Source organism: Gordonia hongkongensis (genome assembly GCF_023078355.1).
Taxonomy (GTDB): domain Bacteria; phylum Actinomycetota; class Actinomycetes; order Mycobacteriales; family Mycobacteriaceae; genus Gordonia; species Gordonia hongkongensis.
Genome location: NZ_CP095552.1, coordinates 2,514,021 through 2,530,075 on the forward strand (window position 1 = coordinate 2,514,021; position 16,055 = coordinate 2,530,075).

The 16,055-nt window shown below is 67.9% G+C and carries 15 protein-coding genes; 13 read left to right on the forward strand and 2 right to left on the reverse strand.

Annotation, left to right across the window (positions count from 1 at the left end):
• The 8 genes from nusB (at window position 1) to pyrF (ending at window position 9,438) form a co-directional block, all read left to right on the forward strand.
• On the forward strand, window positions 1–486 hold the full coding sequence (nusB, locus tag MVF96_RS11420; RefSeq protein WP_058250343.1) for a transcription antitermination factor NusB: 486 nt from the start codon (window positions 1–3) through the stop codon (window positions 484–486).
• A gap of 118 nt (window positions 487–604) precedes the next feature.
• On the forward strand, window positions 605–1,189 hold the full coding sequence (gene pyrR / locus MVF96_RS11425; protein WP_058250344.1) for a bifunctional pyr operon transcriptional regulator/uracil phosphoribosyltransferase PyrR: 585 nt from the start codon (window positions 605–607) through the stop codon (window positions 1,187–1,189).
• Window positions 1,189–2,139, forward strand: a complete 951-nt coding sequence (locus tag MVF96_RS11430; protein ID WP_058250562.1) for an aspartate carbamoyltransferase catalytic subunit — start codon at window positions 1,189–1,191, stop codon at window positions 2,137–2,139. The genes pyrR and MVF96_RS11430 overlap by 1 nt, the downstream gene beginning before the upstream one ends.
• 31 nt (window positions 2,140–2,170) lie before the next feature.
• The gene (locus MVF96_RS11435; RefSeq protein ID WP_165630128.1) at window positions 2,171–3,478 is read left to right on the forward strand and encodes a dihydroorotase; all 1,308 of its coding nucleotides are present in this window, start codon (window positions 2,171–2,173) and stop codon (window positions 3,476–3,478) included.
• Window positions 3,475–4,110: a PH-like domain-containing protein gene (locus MVF96_RS11440; protein ID WP_065632132.1), complete on the forward strand. Its 636-nt coding sequence runs from the start codon at window positions 3,475–3,477 to the stop codon at window positions 4,108–4,110. Before MVF96_RS11435 ends, MVF96_RS11440 begins: the two co-directional genes overlap by 4 nt.
• Entirely contained in the window at window positions 4,107–5,276 is a 1,170-nt protein-coding gene (gene carA, locus MVF96_RS11445; RefSeq protein WP_247452004.1) for a glutamine-hydrolyzing carbamoyl-phosphate synthase small subunit, read from the forward strand. Before MVF96_RS11440 ends, carA begins: the two co-directional genes overlap by 4 nt.
• Window positions 5,276–8,611, forward strand: coding sequence for a carbamoyl-phosphate synthase large subunit (gene carB / locus MVF96_RS11450; RefSeq protein WP_247452005.1), 3,336 nt, complete (start codon window positions 5,276–5,278; stop codon window positions 8,609–8,611). The genes carA and carB overlap by 1 nt, the downstream gene beginning before the upstream one ends.
• Window positions 8,608–9,438: an orotidine-5'-phosphate decarboxylase gene (gene pyrF / locus MVF96_RS11455; protein ID WP_068971596.1), complete on the forward strand. Its 831-nt coding sequence runs from the start codon at window positions 8,608–8,610 to the stop codon at window positions 9,436–9,438. Before carB ends, pyrF begins: the two co-directional genes overlap by 4 nt.
• A gap of 21 nt (window positions 9,439–9,459) precedes the next feature.
• Here pyrF and MVF96_RS11460 read toward each other — a convergent pair whose 3' ends face one another.
• Window positions 9,460–10,032 carry a hypothetical protein gene (locus MVF96_RS11460; RefSeq protein ID WP_247452006.1) on the reverse strand — a complete coding sequence of 191 codons (573 nt, stop codon included), beginning with the start codon at window positions 10,030–10,032 and terminating at the stop codon, window positions 9,460–9,462.
• Window positions 10,029–11,141: a DUF6973 domain-containing protein gene (locus MVF96_RS11465; protein WP_247452007.1), complete on the reverse strand. Its 1,113-nt coding sequence runs from the start codon at window positions 11,139–11,141 to the stop codon at window positions 10,029–10,031. Before MVF96_RS11465 ends, MVF96_RS11460 begins: the two co-directional genes overlap by 4 nt.
• A 986-nt stretch (window positions 11,142–12,127) precedes the next feature.
• On the opposite strand from MVF96_RS11465, the gene mihF reads away from it, so the two are divergent.
• The 5 genes from mihF to metK all read left to right on the forward strand — a co-directional run bounded on the left by mihF (window position 12,128) and on the right by metK (window position 16,032).
• Window positions 12,128–12,442 (forward strand): integration host factor, actinobacterial type, encoded by a 315-nt coding sequence (mihF, locus tag MVF96_RS11470; protein ID WP_004021989.1) that lies wholly within the window; start codon window positions 12,128–12,130, stop codon window positions 12,440–12,442.
• Between the two features lie 40 nt (window positions 12,443–12,482).
• Window positions 12,483–13,112, forward strand: a complete 630-nt coding sequence (gene gmk, locus MVF96_RS11475) for a guanylate kinase (RefSeq protein WP_137808803.1) — start codon at window positions 12,483–12,485, stop codon at window positions 13,110–13,112.
• A gap of 41 nt (window positions 13,113–13,153) precedes the next feature.
• Window positions 13,154–13,453, forward strand: a complete 300-nt coding sequence (gene rpoZ / locus MVF96_RS11480; RefSeq protein ID WP_004021987.1) for a DNA-directed RNA polymerase subunit omega — start codon at window positions 13,154–13,156, stop codon at window positions 13,451–13,453.
• 12 nt (window positions 13,454–13,465) lie between these two features.
• Window positions 13,466–14,737 carry a bifunctional phosphopantothenoylcysteine decarboxylase/phosphopantothenate--cysteine ligase CoaBC gene (gene coaBC / locus MVF96_RS11485; protein WP_068971593.1) on the forward strand — a complete coding sequence of 424 codons (1,272 nt, stop codon included), beginning with the start codon at window positions 13,466–13,468 and terminating at the stop codon, window positions 14,735–14,737.
• Between the two features lie 86 nt (window positions 14,738–14,823).
• Complete coding sequence (gene metK / locus MVF96_RS11490) at window positions 14,824–16,032, forward strand: methionine adenosyltransferase (protein WP_065632139.1); 1,209 nt, start codon at window positions 14,824–14,826, stop codon at window positions 16,030–16,032.
• Window positions 16,033–16,055: the final 23 nt, after the last annotated feature.

Genomic DNA, 16,055 nt, shown 5'->3' on the forward strand with positions numbered 1-16,055 from the left:
GTGAAACAACCCGGAACCCGACACAAGGCGCGGCGGCGCGCGGTGGACCTTCTCTTCGAGGCCGAGGCCAAGAAGGTCAGTCCCGCGCAGCTCGTCGCCGAACGTCGTGAATACGTCCGCTCGGACGAGAGCGTCGGCTCGATCCACGACTACACCGCGACCGTGATCCAGGGACTCGCCGAGGACCAGGGTCAGGTCGACGCGGTCATCTCGTCGTATCTGCGCGACTGGACCCTCGAACGCCTCCCAGCCGTCGACCGCGCCATCATGCGACTGGCGACGTGGGAGCTGTTCAACTCTCTCGACGTCGACACGATCGTCGTCGTCGACGAGGCGGTCGAACTCGCCAAAGAACTTTCGACCGACGACTCGCCGGCCTTCGTGAACGGCGTGCTGGCCAAGATCGCCGAGCTCGCGCCGCAGGTCCGCGCAGCCGCTTCCGCCGAACCCGGTGGGGCCGCACCCGGACGGCCGGAGCCCAACTGATCCGCACCGGGTGTGGCGTACGTCGCGGGAATTCGTCGGCGTCGCCGCCCGGTGTAGAGTGTCGCGAGACAGACATCCTTTAACGATCCGTCCTGCGAGGCGGAGAAGGAGGTCGGCCTTGGCCAGCCCCGCTCCCAGGGTGCTGCTCGATGCCGCTGACGTGTCGCGCACGATTGCCCGTGTCGCACACCAGGTCATCGAGAAGACTGCTCTGGACTCGCCCGACGCACCTCGCGTCGTCCTCATCGGAATCCCCACTCGCGGAACATCTCTCGCCACCCGGCTGGGTGCCAAGATCAGCGAGTTCGCAGGCGTCGACGTGCCGGTGGGATATCTCGACATCACGCTCTACCGCGATGATCTGCGCGGCAAGCCGCACCGCCCGCTCGAGCGGACGATGGTGCCGGCCGGTGGCGTCGACAGCGCCATCGTGATCCTCGTCGACGATGTCCTCTACTCCGGACGGACGGTCCGTGCCGCGCTCGACGCACTGCGCGATCTCGGTCGTCCCGCGGCCGTGCAACTCGCGGTCCTCGTCGACCGTGGCCATCGCGAACTCCCGTTGCGCGCAGACTATGTCGGCAAGAACATCCCGACGGCCCGCGACGAACAGGTCTCGGTCCATCTCGTCGAACACGACGGCATCGACGAGGTCGTCCTCGCCTCGGCGTCGAGTTCGGTTGCCGCGGAGAGTGATTCATGATGCGGCATCTGTTGTCGACGCAAGACCTCAGCCGTGACGATGCCACCGCCCTCCTCGACGACGCCGAGCGTTTCGAGCAGGCCCTGACCGGGCGTGAGGTGCGCAAACTGCCGACGCTGCGCGGTCGGACGGTGATGACCGTGTTCTATGAGAACTCCACCCGCACCCGGGTCTCCTTCGAAGTCGCGGGCAAGTGGATGAGTGCCGACGTCATCAACGTCAGTGCCTCGAGTTCCTCTGCGGGCAAAGGGGAGTCGTTGCGCGACACGGCCAAGACCCTGCACGCGGCGGGCGCCGACGCGCTGATCGTCCGGCATCCGGCGTCGGGCGCGCCGGCCCAGATCGCCGACTGGACGACCACGCCCGACGGTGACGGTCCCGCGGTGATCAACGCCGGCGACGGAACGCACGAGCATCCCACGCAGGCGCTCCTCGACGCGCTGACCCTGCGACAGCGGCTCGGTTCGCTCGAGGGCAGGCGGATCGCGATCGTCGGCGACATCATCCACTCCCGCGTCGCGCGGTCGAACGCCCACCTGCTCTCGACGCTCGGCGCCGAGGTCGTCCTGGTGGCGCCCCCGACGCTGCTGCCGGTCGGGGTGGACCAGTGGCCGGTGAGCGTCTCGGGAAGTCTCGACGCCGAACTGCCGGCCGTCGACGCCGTCATGATGCTCCGCGTCCAGGCCGAACGCATGAACGGCGGCTTCTTCCCGAGTGCCCGCGAGTACTCGGTCCGCTTCGGGCTCAACGATCGTCGGATGGCGTTGCTGGCCGACGATGCCGTGGTCCTGCATCCCGGACCGATGTTGCGCGGCATGGAGATCGGCTACTCGGTGGCCGACTCGCCGAAGGCGACCGTTCTCGAACAGGTCCGCAACGGCGTGCACGTCCGCATGGCGGTCCTGTTCCGGCTGCTCGTCGGCTCCGATTCCGCGGGAGCGCACCTGTGACCGCCCACGACATCGTGTCAGGAGATGTGAAGTGACCGCCCGCACCGGATCCGTTCTTCTCCGCGCCGTTCGTCCATACGGCGAGGGTGACCCGATCGACGTCCTCTTAGTCGACGGCGTCATCAGCGAGATGGGTTCCGCGGTCACCGCGCCCGACGGCACCGAGACGATCGACGGCAAGGGCGGCGTGCTGCTGCCGGGGTTCGTCGACCTCCACACCCACCTGCGGGAGCCGGGCCGCGAGGACACCGAGACCATCCGGTCGGGTTCGGCAGCCGCCGCGCTCGGCGGTTACACCGCGGTCTTCGCGATGGCCAACACCAGCCCGGTGGCCGACAACTCGACCGTCACCGACAACGTGTGGCGGTCCGGGCGCGAGGTCGGACTCGTCGACGTGTACCCGGTCGGCGCCGTGACCGTGGGTCTGGCCGGCAAGCAGCTCGCCGAGATGGGCATGATGGCCGCCGGTGCCGCCGGCGTCCGGATGTTCAGCGACGACGGCAAGTGCGTCGACGATCCGCTCCTGATGCGCCGCGCGCTCGAGTACGCGACCGGGCTCGGCGTCCTCATCGCCCAGCACGCCGAGGAGCCGCGACTGACCGTCGGAGCCGTTGCCAACGAGGGGCCCACGGCCTCGCGCCTCGGCCTGGCGGGCTGGCCGCGGGCGGCCGAGGAGTCGATCGTGATCCGCGACGCCCTGCTCGCGCGCGACGCGGGTGCGCGCATCCACATCTGCCACGCCTCGACCGAGGGCACCGTCGAACTTCTCCGCTGGGCGAAGGACCAGGGGATCGCGATCACCGCCGAGGTGACCCCGCATCACCTGCTGCTCGACGACTCCCGGCTCGAGACGTACGACCCGGTCAACAAGGTGAATCCGCCGCTGCGCGAGGTCCGCGACAAAGAGGCGTTGCGACAGGCGCTGGCCGAGGGGATCGTCGACTGTGTGGCCACCGACCACGCCCCGCACGCCGCGCAGGAGAAGTGCTGCGAGTTCGCCCAGGCCAAGCCCGGGATGCTCGGCCTGCAGACCGCCCTGCCGATCATCGTCGAGACCCTCGTCAAGCCCGGCCTGCTCGACTGGCGCGGCGTCGCGCGAGTGATGAGCGAGCGGCCCGCGCAGATTGTCGAACTCACCGATCAGGGTCGTCCGATCGAGGTCGGCGAGCCGGCGAACCTGGCCGTCGTCGACCCGGACACGTCCTGGGTGGTGCACGGTCCCGAGCTGGCGAGCTTGTCGGCCAACACCCCGTTCGAGTCGATGACCATGCCCGCCACCGTCACCGCGACGGTGCTGCGCGGCGTGGTGACGGCCCACGACGGGCAGGTGACCCGATGACCGCGAGACCCAGGCGTGGACTGGTACCGGCGATCCTCGCGGTGCTGGTGGTCGCCTCGGTGCTCGCGTCGCTGCTCGGATACGGCAAAATCGTCTTCAACGCCTGGTTCATCGGCGTGGTCGCACTGCTCGCCCTCGGGGTGGCGTCGGTGTTCTACCTGCTGGCGACCGGGAATCGGAAGAAGACCGCGGCGCAGGCCGACGTGATCGGCACGCTGCCGACGATCCCCACCGAGCCGGGCGCGGTACTCAGAGGTCCAGATACCGGCCTCTACCTCGGCAGCACCATCGCGCCGAGCTGGCAGAACCGGGTGACCGTCGGTGACATCGGCGACCGGGCGTCCTCGGTGCTGACCGAGTTCGAGACGGGCATCCTCATCGCGCGTCAGGGAGCCAGTGACCTCTGGATTCCCCGGGAATCGATCACCGCGGTCCGGACCGAACGCGGCATCGCGGGCAAGGTGATGACCGCCGACGGCGTCCTCGCCATCCGCTGGGTCCTGCCCAGCGGCACCGAGATCGACTCCGGGGTGCGCGCCGACGACAAAACGATCTACCCCGGCTGGGTGAGCGCCTTCGCCGGGACGCATGACAGCGGACACGGGCCACAGGGACAAGGGGCACAGGAATGAACACAGCGGTCTTGGTGCTGGAGAACGGCCAGGTGTTCACCGGCCGGAGCTTCGGCGCAGTCGGCGAGACCCTTGGCGAGGCGGTGTTCTGCACCGCGATGACCGGCTATCAGGAAACCCTGACCGATCCGAGCTACCACCGGCAGATCGTGGTCGCCACGGCGCCGCAGATCGGCAACACCGGCTGGAACACCGAGGACGGCGAGAGCACGGGCAGCGCCGGGAGCACCGGCGTCGACGGTGACTCGGGCAAGATCTGGGTCGCGGGGTATGCGGTTCGCAACCCCACCCGACGCGTCTCCAACTGGCGCGCGACGACCTCCCTCGCAGAGGAGCTGGACCGTCAGGGCATCGTCGGGATCGGCGGTATCGACACCCGCACCGTGGTGCGCATCCTCCGCGACCACGGGTCGATGAAGGCCGGGATCTTCTCCGGCCCGGCGCTCGCCGACACCGACGAACTCGTCGCCCGCGTGCGCAACCAGCCGGACATGAAGGGCGCCCGGCTGGCCGACGAGGTCACCACCGACAGCGGTTACGTGGTCGAACCCCTCGACCAGCACCGGTTCACGGTGGCCGCCATCGACCTGGGCATCAAGACCAACACGCCGCGGATGTTCGCCGAACGCGGCGTCCGCACCCACGTGCTGCCCGCGACCGTCGCGCTCGACGCCATCGCCGACCTCAAGCCCGACGGGGTGTTCCTCTCGAACGGTCCCGGCGACCCGGCCACGGCCGACGACATCGTCGAACTCACCCGCGGGGTGCTCGGCCAGGACATCCCGCTGTTCGGCATCTGCTTCGGCAATCAGATCCTGGGCCGCGCGCTCGGCCGGTCGACCTACAAGATGAAGTTCGGCCACCGGGGCATCAACATCCCGGTCGTCGACCACGCCACCGGCAAGGTCTCGATCACCTCGCAGAACCACGGCTTCGCGCTCGAAGGCGAGGCGGGCGAGGAGTTCGACTCCGACTTCGGCCGCGCCCGGGTCAGCCATGTCTGCGCCAACGACGGCACCGTGGAGGGCGTCGAGCTGCTCTCCGGCCGCGCCTACTCGGTGCAGTACCACCCCGAGGCGGCCGCCGGTCCCCACGACGCCGCCTACCTGTTCGACAAGTTCGTCACCCTGCTCGAAGGGGACAAGTCCCAAGGAGCGAGTGCCTGATGCCGCGCCGCGAAGACATCAACCACGTCCTGGTCATCGGGTCCGGGCCGATCGTCATCGGTCAGGCCTGCGAGTTCGACTACTCCGGCACGCAGGCCTGCCGGGTCCTCAAAGCCGAGGGCCTACGGGTCAGCCTGGTCAACTCGAACCCGGCCACGATCATGACCGATCCGGAGTTCGCCGACGCCACCTACATCGAGCCGATCACGGCCGAGTACGTGGAGAAGGTCATCGAGGCCGAGCGCGACGCCGGGCATCCCATCGACGCCGTGCTGGCCACCCTCGGCGGTCAGACCGCGTTGAACACCGCTGTTGCACTGCACGATCGCGGCTCACTGGAGAAGTACGGCATCGAGCTGATCGGCGCCGACTTCGACGCCATCCAGCGCGGCGAGGACCGGCAGATGTTCAAGGACATCGTCGAGAAGGTCGGCGGGGAGAGCGCCCGGTCCCGCGTCTGCCACACGATGGACGAGGTGCGGGACACCGTCGCCGAACTCGGGTTCCCGGTCGTCGTCCGGCCGTCGTTCACCATGGGCGGTCTCGGCTCGGGAATGGCCTACGACGACGAGGACCTCGACCGGATCGCGGGCGGCGGTCTCGCCGCCTCCCCGACGGCGAACGTCCTCATCGAGGAGTCGATCCTCGGGTGGAAGGAGTACGAGCTCGAGCTCATGCGCGACAACCGCGACAACGTGGTGGTCGTCTGCTCGATCGAGAACCTCGACCCGGTCGGCGTCCACACCGGCGACTCGGTGACCGTCGCCCCGGCGATGACGCTCACCGACCGCGAGTACCAGATCATGCGCGACCTCTCCATCGACATCCTGCGCGAGGTCGGCGTCGACACCGGCGGCTGCAACATCCAGTTCGCCCAGGACCCACGCGACGGCCGCCTCGTCGTCATCGAGATGAACCCGCGCGTGTCGCGGTCGTCGGCGCTCGCGTCGAAGGCCACCGGCTTCCCGATCGCCAAGATCGCCGCGAAGCTCGCCATCGGGTACAGCCTCGACGAGATCGTCAACGACATCACCAAGGAGACGCCGGCCTGTTTCGAGCCGACGCTCGACTACGTCGTGGTGAAGGCTCCGCGGTTCGCGTTCGAGAAGTTCCCGGGCGCCGACGACACGCTGACCACCACGATGAAGTCGGTGGGCGAGGCCATGAGCCTCGGTCGCAGCTTCGCCGAGGCACTCGGCAAGGTCATGCGGTCGCTGGAGACGAAGGCCGGCGGCTTCTGGGCCGAGCCCAACCGCCCCGACCCGGCGACGGTCGACCTGCCCGCCCTGCTCGAGGACATCAAGACCCCGCGCGACGGCCGGTTGTACAAGCTGATGCTCGCCTTCGAGGCCGGCGCGACGATCCAGGACCTCTACGAGGCCACTGCGATCGATCCCTGGTTCCTCGCCGAGATCGGCGGGATCGCCGCGCTCGGAGTGGAGATCCGCGACGCCGACACGCTGGACGAGGCGTTGCTGCGCGAGGCCAAGTCCACCGGCTTTTCCGACCGTCAGATCGCCGCTCTGCGTTCGGATTTCGCCGACGAGGCGGCCGTTCGCGCCCACCGGATCGGGCTGGGCGTACGGCCGGTCTACAAGACCGTCGACACCTGCGCGGCCGAGTTCGAGGCGAAGACGCCGTACCACTACTCGAGCTACGAACTCGACGCCGGGGCGACCAGTGAGATCGCGCCCCAGACGGAGCGCCCCAAGGTCCTGATCCTCGGATCGGGCCCCAACCGCATCGGTCAGGGCATCGAGTTCGACTACTCGTGCGTGCACGCCGCACTGACCCTGTCGGACGCCGGATACGAGACCGTCATGGTCAACTGCAACCCGGAGACGGTGTCCACCGACTACGACACCGCCGACCGTCTCTACTTCGAGCCGCTGACGTTCGAGGACGTCCTTGAGGTCTACCACGCCGAATCGGAGTCGGGCACCGTCGAAGGTGTCATCGTCCAGCTCGGCGGCCAGACGCCGCTCGGTCTCGCGCACCGTTTGGAGGAGGCCGGGGTGCCGATCGTCGGCACCAGCCCGGCGGCCATCGACCTCGCCGAGGATCGCGGCGAGTTCGGCAAGGTGCTGACCGCCGCCGGACTACCGGCCCCGGCGTTCGGTACCGCGACGAGCTTCGACGAGGCCCGCGACACCGCCGCCCGGATCGGGTACCCGGTGCTCGTCCGGCCGTCGTACGTCCTCGGTGGACGCGGCATGGAGATCGTCTACGACGAGAAGTCCCTGGAGGACTACATCTCTCGCGCGACCGAGCTGACCCCGGATCATCCGGTATTGGTCGACCGGTTCCTCGAAGACGCGGTGGAGATCGACGTCGACGCCCTCTGCGACGGCGACGAGGTCTACATCGGCGGCGTGATGGAACACATCGAAGAGGCCGGAATCCACTCCGGTGACTCGGCGTGCGCGTTGCCGCCGGTCACTCTCGGCCGAGCCGACCTCGAGATGGTGCGGACCTCGACCGAGGCGCTGGCCAAGGGCATCGGCGTCAAGGGTCTGCTCAACGTCCAGTACGCGCTCAAGGACGACATCCTCTACGTGCTCGAGGCCAATCCGCGTGCGAGCCGGACGGTCCCGTTCGTCTCCAAGGCCACCGCGGTGCCCCTGGCCAAGGCGTGTGCGCGCGTCATGCTCGGCGCGACGATCGCCGATCTGCGGGAGCAGGGCATCCTGCCCGCCACCGGCGACGGCGGAGAGGCTCCGGCGACGGCGCCGATCTCGGTGAAGGAAGCGGTCCTGCCGTTCAATCGGTTCCGTCGCCATGACGGCAGCGGGGTCGACAACCTGCTGAGCCCCGAGATGAAGTCGACCGGCGAGGTCATGGGCATCGACGCCGACTTCGGTCGCGCATTCGCCAAGTCGCAGACCGCCGCCTACGGCTCGCTCCCGACCAGCGGCAAGATCTTCGTGTCGGTGGCCAACAAGGACAAGCGGGCGCTGATCTTCCCCGTGAAGCACCTCGCCGACCTGGGGTTCGACATCCTGGCCACCGAGGGGACCGCGGACGTGTTGCGCCGCAACGGGATCAAGTGCGAGACGGTGCGCAAGCACTTCGAGGCCGCCGAGGGGCAGCGCACGATCGTCGACATCATCCGCGCCGGCGAGGTGACGATGGTGATCAACACCCCGTATGGCAACTCGGGGCCCCGCGTCGACGGCTACGAGATCCGGAGCGCCGCGGTGTCGGTGAACATCCCGTGTATCACCACGGTGCAGGGTGCCTCGGCCGCCGTGCAGGGCATCGAGGCCGCGATGACCGGCGACATCGGGGTGCGGTCGCTGCAGAACCGGCACGCCGACCTGGCCGGCCGCTCGTGACGGACGCGTCCGGGTTCGGCGGCCGCTACACGAGGGCGGTCGTCGAGCGCGGGCGTCTGTGCGCCGGGATCGATCCCCACGCCGCGTTGCTCGAGGAATGGGGCCTCTCGGTGGACATCGACGGACTGTCGGCGTTCGCCGACATCTGCGTCGAGGCGCTGGGTCCGGTGGCCGCCGTCATCAAACCTCAGGTCGCGTTCTTCGAGCCGTTCGGTTCGGCGGGTTTCGCGGTGCTGGAACGCGTCGTCGCGGGCTGTCGCGAGGCGGGCGCCCTCGTCATCGCCGACGCCAAGCGCGGTGACATCGGTTCGACGATGGCCGCCTACGCGCAGGCCTGGTTGTCCGAGTCGTCGCCGCTGTGCGCCGACTCGGTCACCGCTTCTCCCTACCTGGGTTACGAATCCCTGCGCTCTGCACTGGATCTCGCGCGGTCCGGCGAGCGCGGCGTCTTCGTGCTGGCGCGGACGTCGAACCCGGAGGGCGGCGAGCTGCAGCGGGCACAGGTGGGGGAGCGGACGGTCGCGCAATCGATCGTCGACGCCGCGGCCGCCGAGAACACGGACGGGACCGCGACCGTCGGCCTGGTCGTCGGGGCGACACGTGAGCACGGGCTCGATCTCGCCGGCCTCCGCGGCCCGATCCTGGCCCCCGGGCTGGGTGCCCAGGGTGCAACGGCCGCCGACCTGCCGATTGTGTTCGAGGGGGCCGACCCGGCCTGGGTGCTGCCCGCCAGTTCCCGCGGCGTGCTCCGAGCCGGGCCCGATCCCATCGCCCTGCGCGACGCTTTCGTCCGCGCCCGCGACGAGGTCGAGGCCGCGCTGGGCTGAGGTGCGGTCAGGGTTTCGTGCTCAGGGGGAGCGGGTTTCGACGGTTACCAGCATCGGCGGATCTGAGTCGGTTTCCGCAGTGAGTGGCTCATCACGCCGGATGGTGGTGCTATCACCCAACGCGCGCATGATCTCGGTGGCCCCGTCCCAGTGCATGCTTTGGACGGGACGAGGGCCGTCGAAAAAGATGTAGTCGCCCTGTGCGCCGAAATCGGGATCGCTGCGGCTTACCCCGAGAAAGCAGATGCCGGTAGTTCCGGCGGAGGCGTTGATCGACGCGGAATCGGTGTTGTCGAAAGCCTGCAGCACTCGGTCCCACGCTCCGGTCCACCCTGCTTCGCGAGCAACGTCGTGCAGCGTTGTCACCTGTGTGCCCGTTGAGGCTGACTGAATGGCTGCGTGTCTAAAACGCTCGGACGATCCCAGTGGTTGCGAATTGTCGTCGATACGGAACTCGGTCTCACACTGCATCTGCTTCTGCTCGGGACCCCCAGAGGCAAGTCCTGAACACCCGTTAATCGCCGTAGCGGTGAAGCAGACCACGAAAAGCCCGATCATCGCGCGGCACCACCTGCCGTGTTGATACGAGGTCACCGCTCACCTGCCGGTAGCGGGATATCCGTGAGTGACGGGGCACCGGTGCTGTGCTCAGCCACTCGGTCACTCCAAGCGATCTCGTCGTCGGCCCCGATGACGAGAGTCCTGCCGTCCCGGACTGCCCGATCGACGGCGGCGGCCAGTTCTTCGGGACTCGCTTCGGGGTGTTCCCGCGCCAACTGACGGCCGATCTCGTTGTTGTACAGATCCATCGCCTCTCGGTGAGGCGGGTTGCCGCCCAATTGCTCGTGCGCGGTTGCGAACTGTCGAGTCCAATCTTCCCCGAACCGCTGGGTCATGAGCGCATTCCAGTAAGTGTGCCGGAAGGCGTCGCCATGTCCATCGGAAATGCTGCGCGGTCCGGCATGCTGCTGTTCTGCGGCGCCGCTGGCCTGTGAACGAATGGCGAAAAAGTCGACCAGATCGTCCAAGCCGTTCGGCCGAGCCCCCATCGTCGCCAGCATGACGATCTCTTCTGGGGTCATGAAAACCGGCTCAACCGCCGGGTCCACCGCGCGGATTGCCTGCAACAGAACGCCGCTCGGCCACAACCGGGACAACCGGGCACCGCCTTCGGACGGCGCCGTTTGGTATCGGCGAAGGATTTCGGCGAGTCTCGGATCGTCGGGTGTGCCGACCACCCCGTATTTCACTCTGTCGGAGAGGCCCTCAAGGACGGTTCGGAGCTCTTCGGCGCCTCGTCGATCGATGTCTTCGATCCGTGCCAGCGAGCCACGAATAGCGATTGTCAGGAAGTTCTCCAACCCTTCCTTCTCCGCGAGTTTGGACAGATAGTCCGACTTCCACACACGCAACCACTCCATGTTCGACCGCTCGGAATTGACGGTGCCGTCGTCTTCGACGTAGAAATCGAACTCAGAGGAGAGTGCTTCGGTCACCTTGCTTGGAAGGTTCGAGACCTCGCCTTCGAGTTCGGACACCCGAGTGTCGAACTTCTCGGCCACCGCACCGATCACGGAGGCGCTGCGAACTGCGTCATCAGCGTGGGTCCGCGACGACTCGCGAGCGTCCTCTCCGCCGTGCCCGCGCCAGTATTCGTGCGACGCGTCGAAAGTACTGCCCGCGCTCTTGAAGTCGGTGGACATCTGCTTGGACGCGGACGACAGAAGACGACTGACCGATTTCGCACTGTCCAGGGACCACCCCATCACAAGGGGAACCGTGTACTTCGAACCTTCGCCGGACACTAGCCTCCACCCCCTCGACGATCGGGCTCAGCCGAAGTTCGGCCATGCGCCAGGTCGCTGCGGAGTCGCTGGCCGCTGGCATCGTCGGCGTTCTCATAAGAGTCCGCCCCGCGCGTGCAAAGGTGGGCGAAGCCGACGTACTGACCTGCGTGGTAGTCGACGACTCTATCCAGTGCTGCAGCTGCGTCGCGAAGGCTGACCGCTAGTTCATTGTCGTCAGCGCCGGCCACCGGATTGGCGCCGCCGCTCAGCGTGCGCGTTGCCGGGTCGCCTCTGCGACGGCCCGGGTTGCCCTTGCCAGGCCACGAACTCGCGGCGGATCCACAAACATGTCACTGACCCCCGATCAGTGTTCAGGTGAAAAGTCTGCTCACAGTAACCGAGGCACCCGACGATGCCGGCGCATGTGCTCACACTGCGCACAGGGCTGCCCGCGACACGCGCGGTGCCTCGGTCCAATCCCAGAATTTCCGGCCACATCACTGGTGTCACACGCGTCTCAGTCGAGGGACGTCCGGGCGGGAGGTCGTTCGCTTTGCTATCGACCGCCTTGTCGCCTGGTGTTGCGCTGACCTGCGAGAATGCTACGAAACACGTAGTCAGCGCGATGGGGGCGGCACTGAATCGGTGCTGTGCTCCCGTGAACGCACACGAGGCCCTACAACATGAGAAAACGCCCCGAAAACGGGGGGTCGCACTCGCAAATGCCTGCTCACGTGGGTACGGTCGCACTCGCCGCCAACATTTTGATGGCGTCGGCCGGGTGCAGACCCGGCTGACAGGCCGGCGACGGCGATCCAGCCGCGGTCGCACGGCAACAGAGCCTCGGACGCCCCCGGGCGAACGATGCAGTCCCACTCGAGAACGAAAGACGGAGGAACCCCGTGGCCCTTCCCCAGTTGACCGATGAGCAGCGCGCCGCTGCGTTGGAGAAGGCAGCTGCCGCTCGTCGCGTCCGCGCGGAGCTCAAGGAGCGCCTCAAGCGCGGTGGCACCGATCTCCAGCAGGTGCTCAAGGATGCCGAGAACGACGAGATCCTGGGCAAGATGAAGGTCTCGGCCCTGCTCGAGGCCCTGCCCAAGGTCGGCAAGGTCAAGGCGCAGGAGATCATGACCGAGCTCGAGATCGCCCCGACCCGCCGCCTGCGTGGTCTCGGCGACCGTCAGCGCAAGGCTCTGCTCGAGAAGTTCAGCTCCTGAGCGTGAGCAACCGAACCGGATACGGCAGCGGAACGAACCCGTGGACGCGGCGGTGAACCACCGCCCGGACCACGAGGGAACCGGACGCACGAGGGGTCGACTGATCGTTTTGGTCGGCCCCTCGGCCGTCGGCAAGTCCACCGTGGTCGCGAGGGTCTGCGCCGCGGTACCCGATGTCTACTTCAGCGTCTCGGCGACAACCCGGGACCCACGGCCCGGTGAGGTCGACGGCCGCGACTACCACTTCGTGTCCGCGGGCGACTTCGACAAGATGATCGCCGCCGACGAACTCCTGGAATGGGCCGAGATCCATGGCGGGCTGCAGCGTTCGGGCACCCCCATCGCCCCCGTGCTCGCCGCTCTGGAAGCCGGCAAGCCGGTTCTGGTCGAGGTCGACCTGGTCGGTGCGCGCAACGTCGTGGCCCGGCTCCCGGAGGCGATCACCGTCTTCCTCGCGCCGCCCAGCTGGGACGAACTCGTCGCCCGCCTGACCGGGCGGGCCACCGAGACGCCCGAGGCGATCGAGCGCCGACTGGCCACCGCGCGCACCGAGATGGCCGCGCAGGACGAGTTCGACCACGTCATCGTGAACAGCGAAGTCGACCGCGCCGTCGATGAGTTGGTATCCTTGCTGGTCGGACCTGAACAGCCGGCCGCATCCGCGACCTGACCGGCCCTTTCCGACACCCAGACCTCGACGCAGGAGTTCGTGTGAGCACCCCGACCAATTTCGACATCACCGAGATCGCCGACGCACCGGCCTACGACACGCCGCTGGGGATCACCAATCCGCCGATCGATGATCTCCTCGACCGCGCGTCGTCGAAGTACGCACTCGTCATCTACGCAGCCAAGCGTGCGCGCCAGATCAACGACTACTACAACCAGCTCGGCGACGGCATCCTCGAGTATGTCGGCCCGCTGGTCGAGCCCGGCCTGCAGGAGAAGCCGCTGTCGATCGCGATGCGTGAGATCCACTCCGACCTGCTCGAGCACACCGAGGGCGAATAGTCGTCGTCGGTGATGACCAAACCGACCGGAACCCGGCGCCGCATCCTGATCGGCGTCGGCGGCGGGATCGCGGCCTACAAGGTCTGCTCGGTGATCCGACACTTCACCGAGTCCGGTCATGACGTCCGCGTCGTGCCGACCCCGGCTGCGCTGGAGTTCGTCGGCAAGGCGACCTTCGAGGCGCTGAGCGGTAACCCCGTCTCCACGACCGTGTTCGACGACGTCGACGAGGTCGCCCACGTCCGGCTCGGGCAGGGTGCGGACCTCGTGGTCATCGCCCCGGCCACCGCCGATCTCATGGCCCGCGCCGCACAGGGCCGTGCCGACGACCTGCTGACCGCGTCGTTGCTGACCGTGCGGTGCCCAGTGCTGTTCGTGCCCGCGATGCACACCGAGATGTGGGAACATCCCGCGACGCAGGCGAACATCGCGACGCTGCGGTCGCACGGCTCGGTGGTGATGACACCCGCGTCGGGCCGTCTCACCGGCACCGACTCGGGCCGCGGTCGTCTTCCGGATCCTCAGGAGATCGCCCTGGTGGGCGAGCTGTTGCTCGATCGCGCCGACGCACTCCCGTACGACCTCGCCGGCGTCCGCGTGCTCATCAGCGCCGGCGGCACCCGGGAACCGCTCGACCCGGTCCGGTACCTCGGCAACCACAGCTCCGGCAAACAGGGCTTCGCGCTGGCCCGCGCCGCGGCCCAACGCGGCGCGAGCGTCACCGTCGTCGCCGGGTCCACTGCCGACCCGGGCGACCCGGCCGGGGTCACCATCGTGCGGATCTCCACCGCCGAGCAACTCGCCGACGAGATGACCAAGCGCGCCGCCGACGCCGATGTCGTGATCATGGCCGCCGCGGTCGCCGACTTCCGACCCGTTGCGGTCGCCGAGTCGAAGATCAAGAAGGGCGACGAGGGGCCGGCGCCGATCCATCTCACCACCAATCCCGACATCCTGCGCGGACTCGTCACCGCACGCGACGAGGGCCGCATTCCCACTGCCACCGTGATCGTCGGGTTCGCCGCCGAGACCGGCGACGAGACCGGCGGTGTCCTCGACCACGGCCGCGCCAAGCTCGCCCGCAAGGGCTGCGACCTCCTCGTCGTCAACGCCGTCGGCGACGGCAAGGCCTTCGGGACCGAGGACAACACCGGCTGGTTGCTCGCCGCCAACGGCGACGAGACCGCCTTGCCCTTCGGGTCGAAAACACTCATGTCGAGTCGGATACTTGACGAAGTGCGGCAACTGGTGCCTGATGGTCGAGGAGCTCGACCGACCGATTAGGTTGGAAACATCCCCGGCCAGTCGGACTGGCCGACACCGCCAGCGGCGCGGCGACCATCGACGCGCGTAGATCTCGAGAGGATCTGATGACCACCTCGTCACGCCTGTTCACGAGCGAATCCGTCACCGAGGGACACCCCGACAAGATCTGTGACGCGATCAGCGACTCGATTCTCGACGCCATCCTCACCGACGATCCGAAGGCGCGTGTCGCGGTCGAGACCCTCGTGACCACCGGACAGGTGCACGTCGCCGGCGAGGTCACGACCACCGCCTACGCCGACATCCCCAAGATCGTTCGCGACAAGGTCCTGGAGATCGGGTACGACTCGTCGACGAAGGGCTTCGACGGCGCATCGTGCGGCGTGAACGTCGCCATCGGTGCGCAGTCCCCGGACATCGCGGGTGGCGTCTTCAACTCGCACGAGAGCCGCAGCGGCATCTCGGAGGACGAGATCGACAGCCAGGGTGCCGGCGATCAGGGCCTCATGTTCGGCTACGCCACAAACGAGACCCCGGAACTCATGCCGGTTCCCATCGCGCTGGCCCACCGCCTGTCGCGGCGCCTCACCGAGGTGCGCAAGAACGGCACGCTCCCGTACCTGCGCCCCGACGGCAAGACGCAGGTCACCATCGAATACGACGGTGACACCCCGGTCCGCCTCGACACCGTGGTCCTGTCGACGCAGCATGCCGCCGACATCGACCTCGACAATCTCCTCGCGCCGGACATCAAGAAGCAGGTCGTCGACGCGGTGCTCGCCGAGATCGATCTGCCGACCCTCGACACCACCGACTACCGTCTGCTGGTCAACCCGACCGGCAAGTTCGTCCTCGGCGGCCCGATGGGTGACGCCGGCCTGACCGGCCGCAAGATCATCGTCGACACCTACGGCGGCATGGCCCGTCACGGCGGCGGCGCGTTCTCCGGCAAGGACCCGTCGAAGGTCGACCGCAGCGCGGCCTACGCGATGCGCTGGGTGGCCAAGAACGCCGTGGCCGCGGGACTGGCGAACCGCATCGAGGTCCAGGTCGCCTACGCGATCGGCAAGGCCGCACCGGTCGGCCTGTTCGTCGAGACGTTCGGCACCGAGAAGGTCGATCCGGCCGTCATCGAGCGGGTCATCACCGAGAACTTCGACCTGCGTCCGCTCGCGATCATCCGCGACCTCGACCTGTTGCGCCCGATCTACGCACCGACCGCCGCGTACGGCCACTTCGGTCGTACCGACGTCGACCTGCCGTGGGAGCGGACCGACCGCGCGGAGAAGCTGCGGGCCGCCGCGGGTCTGTAGACCTTCTGCGGAAGTACTCTCAC

Excerpts from the sequence above, each read along its gene's own strand:
- MVF96_RS11430 (WP_058250562.1), top strand. The coding sequence starts at position 1,189 with ATGCGGCATCTGTTGTCGACGCAAGACCTCAGCCGTGACGATGCCACC.
- MVF96_RS11440 (WP_065632132.1), top strand. The coding sequence starts at position 3,475 with ATGACCGCGAGACCCAGGCGTGGACTGGTACCGGCGATCCTCGCGGTG.
- carA (WP_247452004.1), top strand. The coding sequence starts at position 4,107 with ATGAACACAGCGGTCTTGGTGCTGGAGAACGGCCAGGTGTTCACCGGC.
- carB (WP_247452005.1), top strand. The coding sequence starts at position 5,276 with ATGCCGCGCCGCGAAGACATCAACCACGTCCTGGTCATCGGGTCCGGG.
- MVF96_RS11465 (WP_247452007.1), bottom strand. The coding sequence starts at position 11,141 with ATGTCCACCGACTTCAAGAGCGCGGGCAGTACTTTCGACGCGTCGCAC.
- coaBC (WP_068971593.1), top strand. The coding sequence starts at position 13,466 with ATGACCAAACCGACCGGAACCCGGCGCCGCATCCTGATCGGCGTCGGC.
- metK (WP_065632139.1), top strand. The coding sequence starts at position 14,824 with ATGACCACCTCGTCACGCCTGTTCACGAGCGAATCCGTCACCGAGGGA.